The 19561-nt window shown below is 71.6% G+C and carries 18 protein-coding genes and 1 pseudogene; 10 read left to right on the top strand and 9 right to left on the bottom strand.

The window, feature by feature from the left end; genetic code table 11:
• Positions 1–92: 92 nt before the first annotated feature.
• A pseudogene (locus OHB49_RS07920) lies at positions 93–740 on the top strand (ThuA domain-containing protein); the annotation flags it as partial.
• 89 nt (positions 741–829) lie between these two features.
• Here the strand turns inward: OHB49_RS07920 and OHB49_RS07915 are convergent.
• The 3 genes from OHB49_RS07915 to xylB all read right to left on the bottom strand — a co-directional run bounded on the left by OHB49_RS07915 (position 830) and on the right by xylB (position 4557).
• The gene (locus tag OHB49_RS07915; protein WP_329159027.1) at positions 830–1675 is read right to left on the bottom strand and encodes a hypothetical protein; all 846 of its coding nucleotides are present in this window, start codon (positions 1673–1675) and stop codon (positions 830–832) included.
• Positions 1675–2952, bottom strand: coding sequence for a VWA domain-containing protein (locus tag OHB49_RS07910; RefSeq protein WP_329159026.1), 1278 nt, complete (start codon positions 2950–2952; stop codon positions 1675–1677). Before OHB49_RS07910 ends, OHB49_RS07915 begins: the two co-directional genes overlap by 1 nt.
• A 120-nt stretch (positions 2953–3072) precedes the next feature.
• Positions 3073–4557: a xylulokinase gene (xylB, locus tag OHB49_RS07905; protein ID WP_329159024.1), complete on the bottom strand. Its 1485-nt coding sequence runs from the start codon at positions 4555–4557 to the stop codon at positions 3073–3075.
• A 261-nt stretch (positions 4558–4818) separates the two neighbouring features.
• Here xylB and xylA point away from each other — a divergent pair, with 261 nt between their 5' ends.
• Entirely contained in the window at positions 4819–5988 is a 1170-nt protein-coding gene (gene xylA / locus OHB49_RS07900) for a xylose isomerase (protein WP_329159023.1), read from the top strand.
• A gap of 76 nt (positions 5989–6064) precedes the next feature.
• Here xylA and OHB49_RS07895 read toward each other — a convergent pair whose 3' ends face one another.
• The 4 genes from OHB49_RS07895 to OHB49_RS07880 all read right to left on the bottom strand — a co-directional run bounded on the left by OHB49_RS07895 (position 6065) and on the right by OHB49_RS07880 (position 9228).
• Positions 6065–7309, bottom strand: coding sequence for an ROK family protein (locus OHB49_RS07895; RefSeq protein WP_329159022.1), 1245 nt, complete (start codon positions 7307–7309; stop codon positions 6065–6067).
• Positions 7310–7417: 108 nt separating this feature from the next.
• Positions 7418–8038: a DUF305 domain-containing protein gene (locus tag OHB49_RS07890; protein WP_329166399.1), complete on the bottom strand. Its 621-nt coding sequence runs from the start codon at positions 8036–8038 to the stop codon at positions 7418–7420.
• 26 nt (positions 8039–8064) lie between these two features.
• Complete coding sequence (locus OHB49_RS07885) at positions 8065–8715, bottom strand: DUF3105 domain-containing protein (RefSeq protein ID WP_329159021.1); 651 nt, start codon at positions 8713–8715, stop codon at positions 8065–8067.
• A 63-nt stretch (positions 8716–8778) separates the two neighbouring features.
• On the bottom strand, positions 8779–9228 hold the full coding sequence (locus OHB49_RS07880) for a hypothetical protein (protein ID WP_329159019.1): 450 nt from the start codon (positions 9226–9228) through the stop codon (positions 8779–8781).
• Positions 9229–9330: 102 nt separating this feature from the next.
• Here OHB49_RS07880 and OHB49_RS07875 point away from each other — a divergent pair, with 102 nt between their 5' ends.
• Together OHB49_RS07875 and OHB49_RS07870 are read left to right on the top strand one after the other, a co-directional pair.
• A complete protein-coding gene (locus OHB49_RS07875) occupies positions 9331–10197 on the top strand; it encodes a phospholipid scramblase-related protein (RefSeq protein WP_030980439.1) in 867 nt (288 codons plus the stop codon).
• Positions 10198–10340: 143 nt separating this feature from the next.
• Positions 10341–10991 (top strand): GNAT family N-acetyltransferase, encoded by a 651-nt coding sequence (locus OHB49_RS07870; RefSeq protein WP_329166398.1) that lies wholly within the window; start codon positions 10341–10343, stop codon positions 10989–10991.
• 54 nt (positions 10992–11045) lie between these two features.
• Here OHB49_RS07870 and pcaB read toward each other — a convergent pair whose 3' ends face one another.
• Both pcaB and OHB49_RS07860 read right to left on the bottom strand, forming a co-directional pair.
• Complete coding sequence (gene pcaB, locus OHB49_RS07865) at positions 11046–12452, bottom strand: 3-carboxy-cis,cis-muconate cycloisomerase (RefSeq protein ID WP_329159017.1); 1407 nt, start codon at positions 12450–12452, stop codon at positions 11046–11048.
• Positions 12453–12852: 400 nt separating this feature from the next.
• Positions 12853–13617, bottom strand: coding sequence for a VOC family protein (locus tag OHB49_RS07860; protein WP_329159015.1), 765 nt, complete (start codon positions 13615–13617; stop codon positions 12853–12855).
• 143 nt (positions 13618–13760) lie between these two features.
• On the opposite strand from OHB49_RS07860, the gene OHB49_RS07855 reads away from it, so the two are divergent.
• The 6 genes from OHB49_RS07855 (at position 13761) to OHB49_RS07830 (ending at position 19548) form a co-directional block, all read left to right on the top strand.
• Positions 13761–15587, top strand: a complete 1827-nt coding sequence (locus OHB49_RS07855) for an FUSC family protein (protein WP_329159014.1) — start codon at positions 13761–13763, stop codon at positions 15585–15587.
• Positions 15584–16090 carry a MarR family winged helix-turn-helix transcriptional regulator gene (locus OHB49_RS07850; protein ID WP_329159013.1) on the top strand — a complete coding sequence of 169 codons (507 nt, stop codon included), beginning with the start codon at positions 15584–15586 and terminating at the stop codon, positions 16088–16090. The genes OHB49_RS07855 and OHB49_RS07850 overlap by 4 nt, the downstream gene beginning before the upstream one ends.
• 498 nt (positions 16091–16588) lie before the next feature.
• Positions 16589–18181, top strand: a complete 1593-nt coding sequence (locus OHB49_RS07845) for a sensor histidine kinase (RefSeq protein WP_329159011.1) — start codon at positions 16589–16591, stop codon at positions 18179–18181.
• Positions 18178–18585, top strand: coding sequence for a roadblock/LC7 domain-containing protein (locus tag OHB49_RS07840; RefSeq protein ID WP_030980447.1), 408 nt, complete (start codon positions 18178–18180; stop codon positions 18583–18585). The genes OHB49_RS07845 and OHB49_RS07840 overlap by 4 nt, the downstream gene beginning before the upstream one ends.
• Entirely contained in the window at positions 18582–18953 is a 372-nt protein-coding gene (locus OHB49_RS07835; RefSeq protein ID WP_030980448.1) for a DUF742 domain-containing protein, read from the top strand. The genes OHB49_RS07840 and OHB49_RS07835 overlap by 4 nt, the downstream gene beginning before the upstream one ends.
• Positions 18934–19548, top strand: a complete 615-nt coding sequence (locus tag OHB49_RS07830) for a GTP-binding protein (protein WP_030980449.1) — start codon at positions 18934–18936, stop codon at positions 19546–19548. Before OHB49_RS07835 ends, OHB49_RS07830 begins: the two co-directional genes overlap by 20 nt.
• The last annotated feature ends 13 nt before the right edge of the window (positions 19549–19561 follow it).

The raw sequence follows: 19561 nt of genomic DNA, 5'->3' as shown, positions 1-19561 counted from the left end.
GTCCCCGGCCTGGTCCGTGAGCCGGTGAAATCGTGATCGTCCGGCGGGCATGATGAGGGGCGTCCCGCCCGAGCCGGCCTCCGGAGCATGTGATGGCGTCGCGCAGCCTTCCGAAGATCCTCGTCTTCACCCGTACCACCGCCTACCGGCACGACTCGATCCCCGACGCAGTCACCGCGTTCCGTGAACTCGGTACCGGGCACGGCTTCGCCGTCGACGCGACAGAGGCGCCGGACGTCTTCGAGAGCGGGCTCGCCGGCTACGCCGCCGTGGTGTTCCTCTCCACCAGCGGGGAAGTCCTCACCCGTGCCGGGCGCACCGGACTTCGGGCGTACTGCGCTGCGGGCGGCGGCTTCATGGGGGTGCACGCCGCAGCCTGTACGGAGTACGACTGGCCGTTCTACGGCGAACTCCTCGGAGCCAGGTTCGACCGCCATCCCGCCCTCCAGCCGGGAACGGTGATCGTCGAGGACCACGGTCACCCGGCGACCGCGCATCTCGGTGCCACCTGGGAGTTCACCGACGAGTGGTACGACTTCCGGGCGAACCCGCGGGGCAGTGTGCGAGTGCTCGCCCGCGCCGACGAGTCCACGTACGAGGGCGGCGGCATGGGAGCCGACCATCCCCTCGTCTGGACCCATGAACATGCCGGCGCCCGGGTCTTCTACACCGCGCTCGGGCACACCCGCGAGGCGTACCGCGACCCCACGTTCCGCGCCCATCTCCTCGGCGGACTCCGTCATGTCGGCCTGTCGCGCCACGGCGCCCCCGCCCCGGAAATGAGGGGCGAAGGCGCCGCAGAGTGGGCCGGAGCGCGGCCGAAGGGCGGTCAGACGCCCGGCGGGACCCGGGACGGGCGGCCGCTGCCGCGGGTCAGGGAGTAGCCGAACACGGCCGCGAGCGCGCCGAGGACGCCACCGCCGACGGTCCAGATCCAGCGGTCCGTCCACCAGCCGGATGCCCAGCCGTCGTCCGGCTCACTGCCGAGCGACACCCGGGTCGTGGACTCGTCGCCCGAGGGCGCGTCGCCGGACGTCTGCCGCACGGAGGACGCCCCGGGCACCAGCGGCTCGCTCAGCGCGCCGTCGACGTCGTGGGCTCCGCCCCTTTCGGCCGCCGTCACCTCGACCTCGGTCCGCACCGGCTGCCCGAGATCGGCCGACGGCAGATCGACGACGGTGAGGCGTACGTAGTAGCTGCCCGGCAGCGGGTCGTCGGCCCACGGCTCGGACCAGGCACGGACGGTCCGCAGGACGCAGGAGAGTTCGACCGTCGACGCGTCCGCAGCCGCCTTCCTCGTCTGGTGGCCGTACATGCAGGCCTGCCGACGCCGCAGCCCGTCGTACACATCGACCTGCCAGGTCGACACGCCGTGCCGGGTGGCGCTCTCGGGCAGGGTGACCGTCGCCTTGACGGTGGCTCGCTGGCCCGCGTCGGCGGGGAACACCCAGTACAGGTAGTCACCCGTGGACGCCCCGGCGGTGGCGCGCTGGTTCTGCAGGATCGCCGTGGCGGTACGGAATGTGGTGCCCGCCTCGGTGGGACCCGTACCGCCGTCGGACGCGCTCGGGCTCGGGCTCGCGGACGGGTCGTCGGCCGCGGCCGCCCCCGCCGACGTCAGCAGGGCGAACCCGGCCAGCAGCGCACCCGCGAGTACTCGTCTTGCACGCACCATCAGTTGGTCCTCCATACGGCGATGCGCCAGCGCGAGATCCAGCCGAGGAGCAGGCCCGCGATCAGTCCGGTCAGGACGAGTACGCCCAGCAGCCACCAGCCGCGGCCGAGACCGAACGCGGCGGCGTCGGCCGCGTCGTCCGGCGCGTCCACCACGTCGACGGTCAGCTCGACCGGCATGCCCGGCGAGGTCTTCACGGAGGCGGGGGCCGAGAAGGAGTTGCTGAGCTGGAGGCAGACGGTCTCCGCGGCCGGCTCGTCCGTGCCGTCCGTGCCGTCCTGCTCGGGCTTGGGGTAGCGCAGGCCGGACGAGATCGCGTCGGTGCGGCCGGTGCCGGACTCCGATCCTCTGACGATCTCGCGGCCGTGCACGGTGACCGCGCGCAGCAGCACGCCGTAGTCGTTGTTGACGGCTCGGTCCGCCGACACACTCACCGAGGCGCGCAGCTCCTGACCCGGCAGCACATCCACCCGGTACCAGCGGTGTTCGCCGAGCTTCTCGCGGTCGGTGTAGAGACCCGCCTTGAGCTGCGGGGCGGCGGAGCAGCTGTCCGCCCCCTCGGTCGCCACCGGGGTGACGACGGGCTCGGCCGCCCGGTCCACCAACTGGGTGACCCGGTCGGAGAGTTCATCGGTGTGCTGGACGGCCGTGTACGTCCCGCCGGTCGCCTCGGCGATGCAGGTGAGCTGCTGGCGGATCTTCGCGTTCGGCACCAGGCCCAGTGTGTCGATGACGAGGTGGATGCCGCGGGCCGCGATGTCGCGTGCCACCTCGCACGGGTCGAGCGGGCCGCAGGTGTCCTCGCCGTCGCTGATCAGGACGATCCGGCGGGTGGAGTCGCCGCCCTCGAGGTCGTCGGCTGCGCCCAGCAGGGCCGGGCCGATCGGGGTCCAGCCGGTGGGGGCCAGGGTCGCGACCGCGGTCTTCGCCTCGGTGCGGTCGAGCGGGCCGACCGGGTAGAGCTGCTGGGTGTCCTTGCAGCCGACCTTCCGGTCGTCGCCCGGGTAGTCGGCGCCGAGGGTCCGGATGCCGAGCTGCACCTGCTCGGGCACCGCGTCCAGGACCTCGTTGAACGCCTGCTTCGCCGCGGTCATCCGGGACTGGCCGTCGATGTCACGGGTCCGCATGGAGCCGCTGACGTCGAGTACCAGCTCGACCTTGGGGGAGGCTTTGGTGGGGGCTTCGTCGGCGGCGGCGGGGAGGGCCGTGCCGAGGCCGGCGGTCAGGGTGGCAAGCAGAATGCCCACCCCGACCGTCAGCCTTCGTCTTATGATCATCGCCGGATACTAGTGAAGATCACATGGCATCCCCAAACCGGCGATCGAGCCCGTCCGGCGATTGGCGACAAATGCGTGACCGGGGGCTGCACCACCCGGTGAACGCGCGGTGTCGCCGCGCTACTTGAGCCCGCCCAGCAGTGGCTCCGCGGCCCGCTCCAGGACCGAGCCGACCCGCTCCCAGGTCTTCGTGTCCCTTTCGACGGGCGGCAGTTGGGTGTCGTCACCGGTGTCCCATCCGGTGGCGATCGCGACCGGGTCCTGGCCGGTGGCCGCAGCCTGGGCGAGTGCGGCCGCGCCCAGCGCCACCAGTTCGCCGCTGCCGGGCACGACGACGGGGCGTCCGGAAAGCCGTCGCACCGTCTCCACCCAGGCGTGCCCCTGCGCGCCGCCGCCGATCAGACGGAGCGGCCGGGCGGCCACCTCGGGGTCGGCCGGGTCGAGCCCGCAGGCCCGCAGCAGTTCGTCGAGGGCGCGCAGCACGGTGACGACCGCGCCTTCGTAGGCGGCGCCGAGGAGTTGCTGCGGGGTGGTGTCGTGCCGGAGGCCGGTGAGCAGGCCGGAGGCCGTGGGCAGGTCGGGGGTGCGTTCGCCGTCGAGGTAGGGGAGGAGTACCGCCTCACCGCCGGGTGCCGTGTCGTTGCGGTCCAGGCCGAGCAGGGCGGCGACCTTGTCCACGGCGAGCGTGCAGTTGAGCGTGCAGGCCAGCGGGAGGTAGGTACCGTCCGCCGCGGCGAAACCGGAGAGCGCCGCCGATGCGGGCCGGGCCCCGGAGGCGGCGAAGACCGTACCCGAGGTGCCGAGGCTGAGCACGGGGTGGTCCAGCAGTCCGGCACCGCCCAGACCGAGGCCGACCGCGGCGCTCATGTTGTCCCCGGTGCCCGCCGCCACGGCGATCCCGGCCGGCAGCCCCAGAGTCTGTGCCACCTCGGCGGTCAGTGAACCGGCCCGGGCCGCTCCGGTTGTGGCCACCTCGGGCAGCAATGCGGGGTCCAGACCCAGCAGTTCGAGAAGCTCGGGGTCGTACGCACCGGTGGCGGTGGAGTACCAGCAGGTGCCCGACGCGTCGCCGGGGTCGGTGACGGCCACGCCCGTCAGCCGTTCGGTGAGGAAGTCGTGCGGGAGGCGGATCGCCGCGGTCGCGGCGGCGGTCTCCGGCTCGTTCTCGCGCAGCCACTGCCACTTCGACGCGGTCATGGCGGCCACCGGCACCGATCCGGTGCGGGCGGTCCAGGCGGCCGCACCGCCCAGTGCGGCGGTGAGAGCGGCGGCCTGCGGGGCGGAGCGGGTGTCGTTCCACAACAGGGCGGGCCGCAGCGGCCGGCCCTCACGGTCGAGGACGACCAGGCCGTGCTGCTGACCGGCCACCGCGATACCGGTGACGTCCGCGGCGGGTACGCCGGACTCCTTCAGCCCGGCGGCGACGGCGGCGCGCAGCGCCTGCCACCACACCTCGGGGTCGGTCTCGCGGGCCCCCGCCTCACCCGTGACGACGTGCGGGGCACGTCCGACGGCGAGCAGCTGACCGGTGGCGGCGTCGACGAAGGCCGCCTTGGTGGACTGGGTGGAGCTGTCCACGCCGATGACGACGGTACGCGGCGGCATGGGTTACCTCATTCTCGCGGTGCGGGTGTGGATGCACTGGTGTGCTGGTGGGCACAGGTGCGACCGATTTGGTCGTGCTGCAAACAAATTACGCGATCGCGTGCGTTCGGACCAGGGGCGTCCCCCGATTCGCGGATGCGATGGGTGACGAGGGGTTACGGCACGGAGGGGTGCCGTGCAAGATTAATCATGACACTGAACAAATAGGGGTTCACGACCTCGATCGGTTGCGGACCCGACTGCACCGAAGGTGGTCAGACGATGACGGAACGCTTCACGCCCACCCCTGGAGACCGATTCACGTTCGGTCTGTGGACGGTGGGCTGGCAGGGACGCGACCCGTTCGGCGACGCGACCCGCGCGGCGCTCGACCCGGTCGAGTCCGTCCAGCGGCTCGCGGAGCTCGGTGCGTACGGTGTGACCTTCCATGACGACGACCTGATCCCGTTCGGCTCCACGGACACCGAGCGCGAAGGCCTCGTGAAGCGGTTCCGGCAGGCGCTGGACGCGGCCGGTCTCGTCGTGCCCATGGCGACGACGAACCTGTTCACCCACCCGGTGTTCAAGGACGGCGGCTTCACCTCGAACGACCGGGACGTGCGGCGGTACGCGCTGCGCAAGGTCATCCGCAACATCGACCTCGCCGTCGAGCTCGGCGCCGAGACCTACGTGGCGTGGGGCGGCCGCGAGGGCGCGGAGTCCGGTGGCGCGAAGGACGTGCGGGTGGCGCTGGACCGGATGAAGGAGGCCTTCGACCTGCTCGGTGAGTACGTCGTCGAGCAGGGCTACGACCTGCGGTTCGCGATCGAGCCGAAGCCGAACGAGCCGCGCGGCGACATCCTGCTGCCCACCGTCGGTCACGCCCTCGCGTTCATCGAGCGCCTGGAGCGCCCGGAGATGTACGGCGTGAACCCGGAGGTCGGCCACGAGCAGATGGCCGGGCTGAACTTCCCGCACGGCATCGCGCAGGCCCTGTGGGCCGGCAAGCTCTACCACATCGACCTCAACGGCCAGTCCGGCATCAAGTACGACCAGGACCTCCGTTTCGGCGCCGGCGACCTGCGCCAGGCCTTCTGGCTCGTCGACCTCCTGGAGACCGCCGGATACGAGGGCCCGCGCCACTTCGACTTCAAGCCGCCGCGGACCGAGGGCTACGACGGAGTCTGGGCGTCGGCCGCCGGCTGCATGCGCAACTACCTGATCCTCAAGGAGCGGGCCGCCGCCTTCCGCGCCGACCCGGCCGTCCAGGAGGCGCTGCGCGCGTCCCGGCTCGACGAGCTGGCCCTGCCCACCGCCGAGGACGGCGTGGCGGGGCTGCTGGCCGATCGGTCGGCGTACGAGGACTTCGATGTGACCGCGGCGGCGGAGCGCAGCATGGCGTTCGAGGCGTTGGACCAGCTGGCGCTGGACCACCTGCTCGGCGTCCGCTGACGCCAGGGCGCGGCCGCCGGACAGGTCCGGCGGCCGCACACCCCGGTTCGGCCCGCCGCGCGCACATCCCCTGCGGTCAGCCCACGGCCTTCGCCGCGTACGCCGCGGGGTCGGCCAGCACGTCCTGCATCACCAGCGCCGCCGCACCCCGCGCAGCGTCGCCCGCGACCGACGAGGCGCGCAGCCGCCCGCAGCTCCGGGACCACAGCCCGGACACCACCCTGCCCGTGAGCTCCTCGTCGGCGGGCGCCGACAGCCACGGCATCAGACCCCGGTAGATCCCGCCGAGCACCACCGCGTCCGGGTCGAGCAGATTCACCGCCCCGGAGAGCACCCGGCCCAGCATCCGGCCGGCCTCGGCCACCGCAGCCACCGCCCGCTCGTCCCCGGCCCGGGTGCGCCGCTCCAGCTCGGCCACCCCGCTGCCACGGCCGGTCTCCTCGATCCCGGCCGCCCGCAGGAGCGCCGACTGACCCGCGTACTGCTCCAGGCAGCCACGCGAACCGCACCGGCACTCCGGCCCGTCCGCGTCGACCACCACATGCCCGATCTCCCCGGCGAACCCGTGCGCACCGCGCAGCAGTTCACCGTCGATGACCAGGGCGCCGCCGACGCCGATCTCACCCGTCAGGTACAGAAAGCTGCGGACCTCGTCGAGGCCGCCGAACCAGAGCTCGGCCAGCGCCGCCAGATTGGCCTCGTTCTCCGAACTCACCGGAAGTTCCGCGCGGCCGGGACGCAGCGCGGCCAGCGAGGCGGCGAAGAGTTCCTCGGCCGGAACCTGGTTCCAGCCCAGGTTGGGTGCCTGGCGCACCGCGCCGCCCGACACCAGACCGGGCAGCGCGAGCGCCACCCCGACCGGGAACAGCTCCTGCTCGGCCGCCGATTCCAGGGTGCGCGCCGCGATCCCGGCGGCCCGCGCCAGCACCTCGGCGGGCGGTGCGCCCCGGTTGTCGAGGTGCTCGGTCAGCCGGACCCGGCCGGTGCCGGCCAGATCGACGACGCACACCGACACATAGTCGATGTTGACCTCCACGCCGAGCCCGGCGGGGCCGGTGCGCGCCACCTTGAGTGCGGTGCCGGGGCGCCCGGCCTGCCCGCTGAACGTCTTGCCCGACTCGGTCAGGAACCCGCTGTCGAGCAGTTGCTCGACCAGCGAGGACACGGCGGCACGGGTCAGCCCCACGCGCGCGGCCACCCCGGCCCTGGTCGCCTCGCGGTCGCCCTCGTCACGGACGGCGCGCAGTACCAGGCTGAGGTTGCTCCGTCGCACGGTGTCCTTGTCGGCCTTGGGCCCCAGCGTCGTGAGGTTGCTCTTCATATCGCTGATGAGCCTATGCGATGCCGTACGTCAGTACGGTCCGGAGCGTGCTCCGGCCCCGGCTCGGTGATCCCTGCGTGCGGGACCACCGAGCCCGGACCGTCCGGCTCACGCCGTGGCGCCGCGCTCCTCGAGCATGTCCGCCATCAGCGCGATCTCCGACTGCTGGCCACGGACCATGCCCGCCGCCAGGTTCCTGATCTCGCCGGTGCCCGCCCCGGCGGCCGCCGCCTGTGCCATCTCGGCACCGGCCCGGTGGTGCACGGTCATCAGCCGGAGATACATCACCTCGGCGTCCTTGCCCTTCGCCGTCCGCAGTGCGTCCAGCTCGGTGTCGGTCGCCATGCCCGGCATCAGCGAACCGTCGCCCCTGGGCTCGACCGGGTGGCCCATCCACTCCATGGGCGGGCGGCTCGAACTCTTGGCGCGGCCCCACACGTCCAGCCAGCCGAGCATCATGCCGCGCTGATTGGCCTGGGTGTTGATGATGTCGTACGCGAGCCGCCGCACGTCCTCGTCGGCCGTCCGGTCACGGACGATGAACGACATCTCGACCGCCTGCTGATGGTGGATCGACATGTCACGCGCGAACCCCACATCGACCGAGGCGTCCGCGGGCACGGCCGCCCGGTCCGCCTCCTGCGGGGTGGACGACGAGGTCGGACGTACGAACATCAGCGCGACCAGCCCCAGAGCCAGCAGCAGCACCGCAGCTCCCGCCGCACCCATCCGCCACGGAGTGCGTACCGAGGACGTCACCGGGCGATCCCGCCGGTGCACGCGGCGCCCGGCTCCGGAGTCTGCGGTCCCTGGACGTACTTGGTGAAGAACTGCGCGACGCGTGCGTCGGTCGCACTCTTCACGGATACCTGCTTGCCCCAGGCGCTGAGGATCAGCGGGGCGTCCTGGTCCTTCACCGGGCTCATGAGGGAGTACGGCGTCCTGGCGACGCGGTCGGCGAACTTCTCGATGTCGGCGGGCTTCGCCTTCTCGTTGTACGTGACCCAGACGGCGCCGTGCTCCAGCGAGTGGACGGCGTTCTCGTTCGGGACCGGCGCGGTGTAGACGTCGGCGTCGCAGTTCATCCACACCGGGTTGTGGTCGCCGCCGACCGGCGGGTTCATCGGGTAGTCGACCTTCTTCTGGACATGGTTCTGGGTGAGCTTGTCCCAGCTCCGTTCGCCCCGGACGGGGGAGGACTTGGCCTGCGCCTCGGCCTGGTCCTGCTCGTCGGCGGCGGACATCAGATAGCCGCCGCCCGCGACGAGTCCGGCGACGACGGCAATGGATGCGGCGATGGTGATGATGCGGCTACGGCGCTCGCGGGCCCGCTCCTTGCGGCGGGCCTCCTCCAGCTTGGCGCGGCGCGCGGCGGCAGGGCTGTGCTGCTTCTTGGCGGAAGCCATGGGGAGTCCTCGGGTTCAACACGATGTACGGAAAGTGGGCAGGCGGAAGAACCGGGCCTGCTTCTAGGTCCGTTGAACCTGGAGGCGGAGGCGGTCGACGGCGCCACCGGCATCGTTGGAGGGGCCGCGGACACCGGCGGCACCCGTGAGCCGGCCTTCCGGTGCGGCGACCGTCGAGGTGGGGAGTGCGACGGGGGCGGCCTGGGGGGACAGGACGACGGGTGTCGCATGCTCGGCGGCGCCGTGGCAGGAACTGCCGGCGCCCCGGCCGCCCGGAGCCTCGGCCACGACGACGATGGGCGCGGTCGCCGGGGGAGTCGCGCCGGGAGCCGTGACCGGGGTGGGAGTCGCAGTCGCGGTCATCGTCGCGGTCATGACGTGGTGCGCGGCCGCGCCGGTCTCGGCGAGCGAACAGCACGAGACCACGGCGAGCAGGGCGAACACCCAGCCGAGCACGGCGGACACACGGACGTCACCGCGCCGTGCGTAGGGCCGTTCGCCGAGCCTGGTCATCACCGACATCCTAGCGGTGTGTGAAATTTCAAGAAGTGTGGGGAGGCTGTGGATGCGGCAGTTGAGACTTCCGCTGTCGGACCGGCGGGATAGTGTGCCCCGGTGACAACGCACTCGAACGTATCTGCGGGCTGGTATCCGGACCCTCATGGCGCGCCCCAGCTGCTGCGCTACTGGGACGGCTCCCAGTGGACCGAGCACACCAACCCGGCCGGCGGACAGCAGCCTCAGGCGCCGGCCCAGGGGCAGGTTCCCCAGCAGCAGGCAGCCCCCCAGTATCAGCAGGCCCCCGCTCAGCCGCAGGCCGCGCCGCAGCAGTTCGCCCCTCAGCAGGTGGCGCAGCCTCAGCAGGGTGGTGTCCCCGGCGGCGCCTCTCTCTTCAACCAGCAGGTCCTGGTCGTGAACCAGAAGGCCAAGCTGATCGAGGTGACGAACGAGTACAGCGTCTTCGACCAGCACGGCAACACGATCGGCTCGGTCATCCAGGTCGGCCAGAGCGCGCTGCGCAAGGTGCTGCGGTTCGTCTCCAGCATCGACCAGTACCTCACCCACAAGCTCGAGATCCGTGACGCGTACGGTCAGCCGCAGCTGCTCCTGACCCGCCCGGCGAAGTTCATCAAGTCCAGGGTCGTCGTGCAGCGCCCGGACGGCAGCCCCGTCGGCGAGATCGTCCAGCAGAACGCCATCGGCAAGATCAACTTCGCCATCATGGTCGACGGTCAGAAGATCGGTGCCATCAAGGCGGAGAACTGGCGCGCCTGGAACTTCGCGATCGTCGACCACAACGACGCGGAGATCGCCCGGATCACCAAGACCTGGGAAGGCCTCGCGAAGACGCTGTTCACGACGGCGGACAACTACGTGCTGCAGATCCACTACCAGCTGCCCGAGCCGCTGCTGAGCCTCGTCGTGGCAACGGCACTGACCGTGGACACCGCCCTCAAGCAGGACGCCCGCGGCCTCGGCTGACCGGCCCCTTCCGCACGGCACGCACCGCCCGCGCCCCTTACACGCTTACACGCGTGTACGGGGGCGCGGGCGGAGGCTTGTCCCCGGGACGGCCGCACGGCCGCTGCCCGGGACGGGCGCCCCTCGGTGGGACGATGACGGACATGCCCTACCTGGTGCCGCCCCACATCCCTTCCGGCCGTCTCGCGGAAGGTGCGCAGCCCGCCCTGCCGGTCGCCGGCGATCTGCTCCTGCGACCGTGGGAGCGCACCGACGCCCCCGCCGTTCTCGCCGCCTTCTCGGACCCGGCGATCCAACGCTGGCACCTGCGGCGGGCCGACTCCGGGGACGAGGCCCGTGACTGGATCGAACAGTGGCAGGACGCCTGGCACGCCGAGACCGGTGTCCACTGGGCGGTCGTCCGCCCGAAGGACGGCGCGCCGGACGGAGCCGAGGAACTGCTCGGACGGATCTCGCTCCGCTCGCTGATGCTGGGCATCGGACAGGCCGAATGCGCCTACTGGACCCTGCCCGCCGCCCGCGGGCAGGGCGTCGCACCAAGGTCCGTGGCCGCCGTGGCGCGCTGGGCCTTCGACGAGGTCGGCTTCGAGCGTCTGGAACTCGCCCACTCGGTCATGAACGAGGCGTCCTGCCGCGTCGCGACCAAGTCGGGTTTCGCGCTGGAGGGCACCCGGCGGCGGGGCCATCTGCACGCCGACGGCTGGCACGACATGCACATCCATGCCCGGATCCGGGGCGACGGGGCGAGGGTCGTCGCCGGTCGGGGTGCCCGCCCCGACGGCCCTCAGCGGTGACCGCGTGATGATGGCCCGGGCCGGTCTGCCGTCACCGAGGCGCGGGGGAAGGAGTCATCGGCGTTCCAGTGCCCGGTCGGTGAGAGGGCCCGCGGACCCGGTGTACCGGGTGGGGTCGGTCAGTTCCGCCAGATCGAGCCCGGCGAGCTCGGGTTCCTCGCGCAGGACGTCGAAGAGCACATCGGCGAGGTCCGTCGTCTCGGAGTGAGCACGCTCCGCCGCGGCTGCGAGCACCTCCCTGGCCCGCGCCCGCCCGATCCGGTCGGCGAACACGGCAGCCAGTCGCTCCGAGACGATCAGACCGTCGGTGAGCTGTAGGTTCTCCCGCATGGCGTACGGGACGACCCGCAGTCCGGCCGCGAGCGCGGCGCCGTCGCGCGCCGCGCCGCCGACGAGCCGCAGCAGATCGCGCAGCGGCTCCCACTCTGCGTGCCACGCCCCGGCGGGCCGCTCGTCCTCGGCGGCCAGCGAGCCGTACAGGGTGGCCGCCAGGCCCGGGGCGCGGCGGGCGGCCGCCGCGATCAGCGTGGCGTGCACCGGATTCGCCTTGTGCGGCAACGCCGACGAATCGCCACCCTCTTCCTCCTCGACCTCGCCGATCTCGGTGCGGGAGAGCGTGAGCACATCGGCGGCCATCTTGCCGAGAGCGCCCGCGGTGAAGGCGAGCGCACCGGCGAGATCGGCGATCGGGGTACGCAGGGTGTGCCAGGGCAACACCGGTTCCGCCAGCCCGAGTTCGCGTGCGTAGGCGGCGACCAGAGCAAGCAGGTCGACCTCCTCGTGCCCGTCGGTCTCCTCCTGCCCGTCGGTCTCCTCCTGCTCTTCGGTGTCCTCTTGTGCGGGGGCGGAGAAGGCGGAGAAGGCCGCCAATGTGCCTGCCGCGCCACCCAGTTGGGCGGGCAGCGAGGCCCGTACCGCAGTCAGCCGGTCCCTGGCGTCGAGGATCAGCGCACGCCATCCCGCAGCCTTCAGCCCGAACGTGGTCGGCACGGCGTGCTGGGTGAGTGTGCGCCCCGCCATCTGTGTGTCACGGTGCGTGGTCGCGTGCCGTGCCACCTCGCCCGCCGCGCGTTCCAGATCGTCGAGAACCGTTGCCAGCGTCCGCGAGGCGACCAGCATCGCGGCCGTGTCGAGGATGTCCTGGCTGGTCGCACCCCGGTGCACATACGGCCGGGCGTCCTCGGGAACCGCCGCCATGAGGTCCACGACGAGGGGGATGACCGGGTTGCCGCCGGAGCGGGCCCGCAGCGCCAGATCGCGTACGTCGAAGCGTCCGGCGTCCGCCGTCTCCGTCACCGCACGCCCTGCTTCGGCGGGGGCGAGTCCGCAGGCGGACTGGGCGCGGGTCAGTGCGGCCTCGGCGTCGAGCATCGCCTGAAGGAAGGCGCTGTCGCCGGTGGTGGCCTCGGCGGGGGAGCCGGCCCGCCCGGGGGCGAGCAGGCCTGCATCGCTCTCGTACATCAGCTGAACTCCAGGAGGACCGTTTGGCCGGCGCCGTGCGGACGGATGTCGAACCGGTGGGTGCGCCGGTCCGTGGGCGTCGCGATCAGTGTCGCCCGGCGCTCCGTGGCGGGCGACTCCAGCAGCGGCCCCCGGCATGGACAGTGCCGTCGGCGACCGGACACAGATCCGGGTGACGGCCCCGGCCCCGGCCGTGATCCGAACGAGAGGCCCTAAGGGCTGTCCCGTAATCCCCGGCGGGCGCGCGACGACAGCTACGGCACCTCGCCGCGTTGTCGGAACGCCCGAATACATCCGGTATGGGGACGCCCCTTCGCCTTGCGATGCACCGCATCCGACGCCGCGCGCCGATCCACCAGGGATGCCGCGCGCTGATCCACCAGGGATTACGGGACAACCCTTAGCCTTCCTCGCCCGCCAGGTAGATGCCGAAGACCGCGCCCTGCGGGTCACGCACCACCGCGATCCGTGGTCCGCCCGGGACGCTCGCCGGCGGCATCATCAGCTGGCCGCCCGCGCCCTGTGCGGTGGCCGCGGTCGCGTCGACGTCGGTCACCGCGAAGTAGGGCAGCCAATTCGGCGGTGCCTCGGGCGGGAACTTGTCGTCCATCACCAGCATGCCGCCGAAATCGGCGCCGTCCACGCCCCACTGCGGGTATGTCTCCGACGCGGTGACCGTCCAGCCGAAGACCGCCGGGTAGAAGGAGAGGGCGGCATCGGCCTCTCGGGTGACGAGTTCGACCCAGCCGAGCGCGCCCGGCTCGTTCAGCAGGTCGGCGCCCGCGAAGGCGCGGCCCTGCCACAGCGAGAACACCGCGCCGGTGGGGTCCGCGACCACCGCGAACCTCCCCTGGTCGAAGACGTCCATCGGGCCGACCAGCTGCGAGCCGCCTGTCGCCGTCACCTTGTCGACCGTGGCGTCCGTGTCCTCGGTGGCGAACGAGACCGTCCAGGCCGGCGGCTGGCCCGGCTGATAGACAGGGCTGAGTGCGGCGACGCGCTCATCACCGAGGTGCGCCAGCGTGTAGCCGCCGGCCTCCTCGCGCGGGTCGGTCTCGGACCGCCAGCCGAAGAGCGCCGCGTAGAACGCCTTGGCTGCCGCGATGTCGGGCGTGCTGAGCTCGACCCAGCAGGGGCCACCGGACACCGGTTCGGTGAGCTTCATTGCGTTTCCTCTGTTCCCTCTGTCACTGCGTGGACGCGTAGAGGTCCGTCTTCTCGCACGCTATGGCCGGCCGGGGGGCGGGGCCAGTGCGCCGCGTGGCAAGAGAAGTGTTTTACGAGTGTAATATCTGCTAAAGTGTTTGGGTGAGCGATTCAACCATTCGTACCCGGCAGCCCTCCTCCGTCCGCAGACTTCCCCTGGTCGGCCCGTTGCGCCTGACCCGTCCCTCGGACATGTGGTTCAAGCCGGCGCTGAGCGTGGTCGTCGCCTCCGCCGTACCGAATCTTGCGCTCTTCGCCTTCGGCCGGCTCGACCTCGTGATGTACACGATGGCCGGCTCGCTCTGTGCGCTGTACGGCCACAGCCTCCCGTACGCCCGCCGCGCCCGTACCGTCGCCGGAGTCGTCGTCGGCATGCTCATCGGCATGGCGATATCCCTGGTCACGGCCTCACTCACCGACTCGACCGCCGTGTTGATCGCCGTCGGCGCGCTTCTCGCGGCCGGGCAGAAGGTGCTCTGCGACGCCACCCGCATCGGACCGCCCGGACCGGTGATCTTCACCTTCGTCACCTCGGCCGCACTCTTCGCCCCGCAGCACCTCGGCCAGGTCCCCGGACACCTGGCGCTGACCGCGGCCGCGGGCACGGTCTCCTGGCTGGTCACCGTCGGGCCCGCGCTGCTGCGCCGGGAGGGCCCGGAGCGGCGCGCGACCGCCCGAGCCCTGACCGCTGCCGCCGCGTACGCGGACCACCCCGGGCACCGCACCCGGCACGCCGCGGCCGCCGCCGTCCACACGGCCTGGCAGACACTGCTCGCCGCCGGGCGCCCCACCCCCGTACGCCGGGAGCTGGAGCGGCTCGTCGTCCACGCCGAAGCCGCGCTCGCCCGGGGAGCCCTCGGTGCGCACCCCGGCGTCCATGAGCGTCGGGTCGGCGACGCCGACGGCGGTGGCCACGCCCGTACGGCGGACCGCGACGGCGAGCCCGCGCCTACGGCCGTCGGCACCGACACCGGCGGCCAAAACCTCGAAGCCCGCGTCGCCGGCCCCGACCGGCTTCGGACCTGGGCCCGGCAGACCCGGGCCCGAGGCCCCGTCCCCACCCCGCCACCCGCCCCCGGCACCGCCGAGGAGCTCTTCGGGATCGACGCCGAGCGGGCCGCGCGCCGGACCGTGGGCCGGCGCGACGCCCGCCGGGCGGTGCTGCGCGCACTGGCCCCCGGCTCCCCGCTGCTGCCCATCGCCGCCCGCGCCCTCATCGGTTGCGCCCTCGCCGGATATGTCTCGATGGCCGTCGGCGTAGGCCGCCCCTACTGGGCGATCGTCACCGCCGCCTCCCTCTACCAGGCCAATGTCACGCTCTCCTGGAACCGCGCCCTGCAGCGCACCCTCGGCAACCTCCTCGGTGTGCTCGTCTTCGCCGTGGTCCTTCCCGTCTCCCGGACGAGTTCGCTCGCACTCATCGGCTGCTGCCTCTTCTTCAACTTCGCCGCGGAGGCCCTGATCACCCGTAACTACTGGCTCGGCTCCATAGCCGTGACCCCGATGGCGCTCCTCGTCCTGGAGTTCGGCGGCACACACCCGGCCGGAGAGCTCATCGGCGACCGGGTCCTGGACACCGTCATCGGCGCCGCCGTCGGAATCCTCGCCGCCATGGCCGTCACCAACCGACGGGCCACCGGACGGCTGGAACGGGCCCTCGCCGCCACCGACCGGGCCCGGGCCCACGCCGTACGGACCATCGCAGCCCCGGCGCCCGCGCCCGCCGCCCTCGATGCCGCCCGCCGCAGGCTCACCGGATCGCTCGTCGAACTGCGCGAGGCCGGCGACACGGCAGCCGGCGAATGGTGGCAGCGCGCCCTGCCCGAGGAGCACATTCTCGCGGCCGAGCAGGCCGGACACCGTACGCTCGCGGCGACAGCAACACGGCAGGGGCTGATCGCCCCCGCCCCGGAGAACGGAGCGGTGTGACCGACGACATCGTCGCCTCGGTGGTACGGCAGTGGCACGCCGTCAACCCGGAGCTGGACACCGGACCGATGGAACTCATCGGCCGCATCAACCGCTGTGCCGCCCTGCTCCAGCAGGCGGAGGACGCCCCGCTGCGCGCCGCCGGACTCTCCCGCGCCGAATTCGACCTGCTGGGCGCCGTACGGCGTACCGACCGCGAACTCACCCCCGGCGAACTGGCCAGGGAGACGTTCTCCTCCGGTGCGGCCGTCACCAAGCGCCTCCGGATCCTCCAGGAGCGCGGCCTGGTCGACCGCCGCAGCGACGAGCGCGACCGGCGCGTCACACACGTCCGTCTCACCGAGGAGGGCCGCGCCCTGGTCGACCAGCTGCTGCCCCGGCAGCTGGCGTACGAACGCGCCGTGCTCTCCGGCCTCGACGAGCGGACCCGCGGCGAACTCAGCGAGCAGCTCAGTGAATTGCTGGTCCAGCTGGAGGGACGCATCGGCGGGGCCCGGCGCTGACCCGCGCGCCGGACCTCGCTGCGCCCGGGTGGGCGACGGCCGTCGGACGGCCCGTTCCGGGCGTCGGCCCACCCACGGATGCACGGCCAGGATCAGCACGCACACCGACGCGGCGCCCAGCGCGAACTCGTACATCGCCGGAGCTCCCCTGAACGGCCCGCTCGGGAATCGATACGGTCCGTCAACTCCGTTACCGCCGCACCTCTCTCCGAAAGCAAGTCCTGACAATCTCCCGCACAGCGGTACGGGAAGCGTCAGATCGCTCACGTTCGGGCGCTTCGTCACTCCCCGCGCACGGCTGAGGGCGGTGCGTGCAAAAACTCGTGAGTGTATTACCGCCGGAGCGCTCGCGCAGGGGGTTGGGTGAATATGCCGAAGCACTGTTTCTATCTGGCTATGCTCACGCGCAGTGAAGTCGAGTTGATATGAATTCGAGCGCTAGTTCCTGCGCGCCCTGGATGCGCGCATACCTCCCGAATCAACCGTCAGAGGTCTTAGATGGTTCGAGTTGAATCACCGCCGATCGACCGAGAAATTCCCGTTGCTCGCGCCGCGTTGCTCCCCGTGCTCCTGATGGCCGGCGCGACCGCCGCCGCCGCGGCACTGGTCTCCGAGCCCGCGCGGATACCAGTTGTCTGGTGCGGAGCCGTCGCCACCGTCGTGATCACCTCACTCTGCGTCGTGCTCGGACGCCGCGGACGCGCGATGCGCAGGCAGCGCGCCGACTACGAACGCCGCCTCGCCGTCCTTGAACGCCGCCTCGCCACCCATGACGAAGAGGCCCTCCGGATCAACAAGGAGCTGCTGCCGGCCGCGATCCACCGGCTCCGGGTGGGCAACTCGCCCGACGAGGTACTGCGCGACGTCGTCGACGCCGACGAGACGTACCGCGATCTTCCCGACGCCCAACGCGCCCTGGTCCGCACGGTGCTGGACATCATCGACAACGAAGAGGCGATGCGTGACTCCGCGCAGCGCGCCTTCGTCAACGTCGCCCGGCGCGTCCAGGCGATCGTCCACCGCCAGGCTTCCGAGCTGCGGGAGATGGAGGAGCACCACGGTCGCAACCCCGATGTCTTCGACGACCTGCTGCGCATCGACCACGGCACCGCGCTGATCGGCCGCCTCGCCGACTCCATCGCGGTGCTCGGCGGCGCTCGCCCCAGCCGCCAATGGCCCAAGCCCGTACCGCTGTTCAGCGTGCTGCGTGGCGCCATGTCCCGGATCCTCGAGTACCCGCGCGTCGATCTGCACTCGATCGCCAAGGTCGCCATCATCGGCACCGCGGTCGAGCCGCTCATCCACGCCTGCGCGGAGCTCCTCGACAACGCCACCCGCTACTCGCCGCCGCAGACCCGGGTGCACGTCACGGCGGTCGAGGTGCAGTCCGGCATCGCCATCGAGATCGAGGACGGCGGCGTCAGCCTCAGCGAGGAGGCCCGCGCGAGGGCGGAGAACATGCTCGCCAGGGCGCAGGCCGGATCCAATATGAACGACCTCGGCGAGTCCCCGCGGCTCGGTATGGCCGTCGTCGGCCGGCTCTCCCGGATGTACGACCTCCAGGTCTCGCTGCGGCAGTCCGCGTACGGCGGGGTCCGCGCCGTCCTCATCGTGCCCCGCGCCATGATCACTACCGGCCCCGCACCCGGTATCGCCCACGGCATCGGCGCCACGTCGAGACCCACCAGCGACATCGACCTCTCGAACATGAAGCACGTCGTTCCGCCGCGCAGCAAGCGCCGCCAGCCTCTCCCGGTGGAATCCCGCCCGGCCACCGGACCGGTCGCCTCCGACTCCCGGCCGGCCGCACCCGCGTCCGCCATGGGGGACGACGCCCCCGTGGTGACCGAGTGGACCGCCGGCGGCCTCCCGCAGCGCCGCAGCCGCGGCCGCGCACCGCTCGGCTCGCACAATCTCCCCGCGCAGTCGGCCGCACCCGCCGCAGGGCAGCGCAACGGTAGCGACAGCCACAAGGAGCCGCCGCCCGGACTCTGGCTGGAGGCATTCACCAACGCCGTCAACGGCGTGCCGCAGGAGCCGAAGACCGACGAAGACTCTGACGATGCGTGGGACAAGGGAGATCTGAAGTGATCCAGCAGCGGGGCAATATGGACTGGATGCTCAAGGAACTGGCCGAAGACGTTCCCGACATCCATCAGATCGTGGTGCTCTCCGCGGACGGCCTGCGGATCGCCCGGCACGGCGGTGACCCCGATGTCGCCGACCGGCTGGCGGCCGCCTGCGCCGGACTGCAGAGCCTGGCCGCCGCCGTCGCCTCCGAAATCCCCTACAGCGACGGGATGATGCGGCTCGTCGTCATCGAAGTCACCGGCGGTTTCTTCTACTTGATGGCCGCCGGGACCGGTGCCTACCTCGCGGTCCTCGCCGGGGAGACGGTGGACGCGGGACTTGTCGGAGCACGGATGCGCGACATGGTCGTCAGGATCGGCGCCCACCTCACGAGCCCGCCGCGTCATGACGGGCAGGCCGGATGAGTTCTCCCCGACGAGAACGCCGAAAGGCCGATCCGGCACTGAGCGATCCGGAACGGCTGTACGTGATCACCGGCGATCCCGACGGCAGCGAGCGGGCCTCGCTCGACCTGGTCACGATGATCGTCGCGAAGGCGGAACCGAAGCCGACGGTCCAGCCCGAACAGGCCGTGATCCTGCGGCTCTGCCAGGCGCCGTTATCCGTCGCCGAGATCTCGGCCTACCTCAGCCTGCCGTTCAGCGTGGTGACTTCGCTCCTCACCGATCTCCTCACGACCGAACTGATCGAATCGCGCGCGCCCATCGTCCGCGCCACACTCCCGGACAGGTCTCTTCTCGAAGCGGTGATGCATGGACTTCAGAAACTCTGACACGATCACCGGCCCCAGGACCGAGGACATCCTGCCCACCACGGCCACGGCGGCCGTGAAGGTGGTGATAGTCGGTGGGTTCGGGGTCGGCAAGACGACCATGGTCGGTTCCGTCAGCGAGATCCGGCCCCTGACCACCGAAGAGACCATGACCCAGGCCGGCGTCGGCGTGGACGACAACTTCGGGGTGGAGAGCAAGACCGCCACCACCGTCGCCATGGACTTCGGCCGGATCAGCATCAGCGACGAGCTGATCCTCTACCTCTTCGGCACCCCGGGCCAGGAACGCTTCTGGTTCCTGTGGAACGGCCTCTTCGAGGGCGCGCTCGGCGCCGTCGTCCTCATCGACACCCGACGTCTCGAAGTCAGCTTCGACGTGATCGGGCGTCTGGAGGAGCGCGGCGTCCCGTTCGTCGTCGCCGTCAACACCTTCCCGGACGCCCCGAAGCACCCGGTCGAGGCATTGCGCAGCGCCCTGGACCTGCCGGACGAGGTTCCGATGATCGACTGCGACGCCAGACTGCGCGCGTCCAGCCGCGATGTGCTGATGACCCTGATGCGCTATCTGCACAGCCTGGCCGTCCCGCTCGGCTGATCCCACCGCACCG

Origin of the sequence: Streptomyces sp. NBC_01717 (genome assembly GCF_036248255.1) — a bacterium.
GTDB lineage: Bacteria > Actinomycetota > Actinomycetes > Streptomycetales > Streptomycetaceae > Streptomyces.
This window is presented reverse-complemented; position numbering and strand designations above follow the sequence as displayed.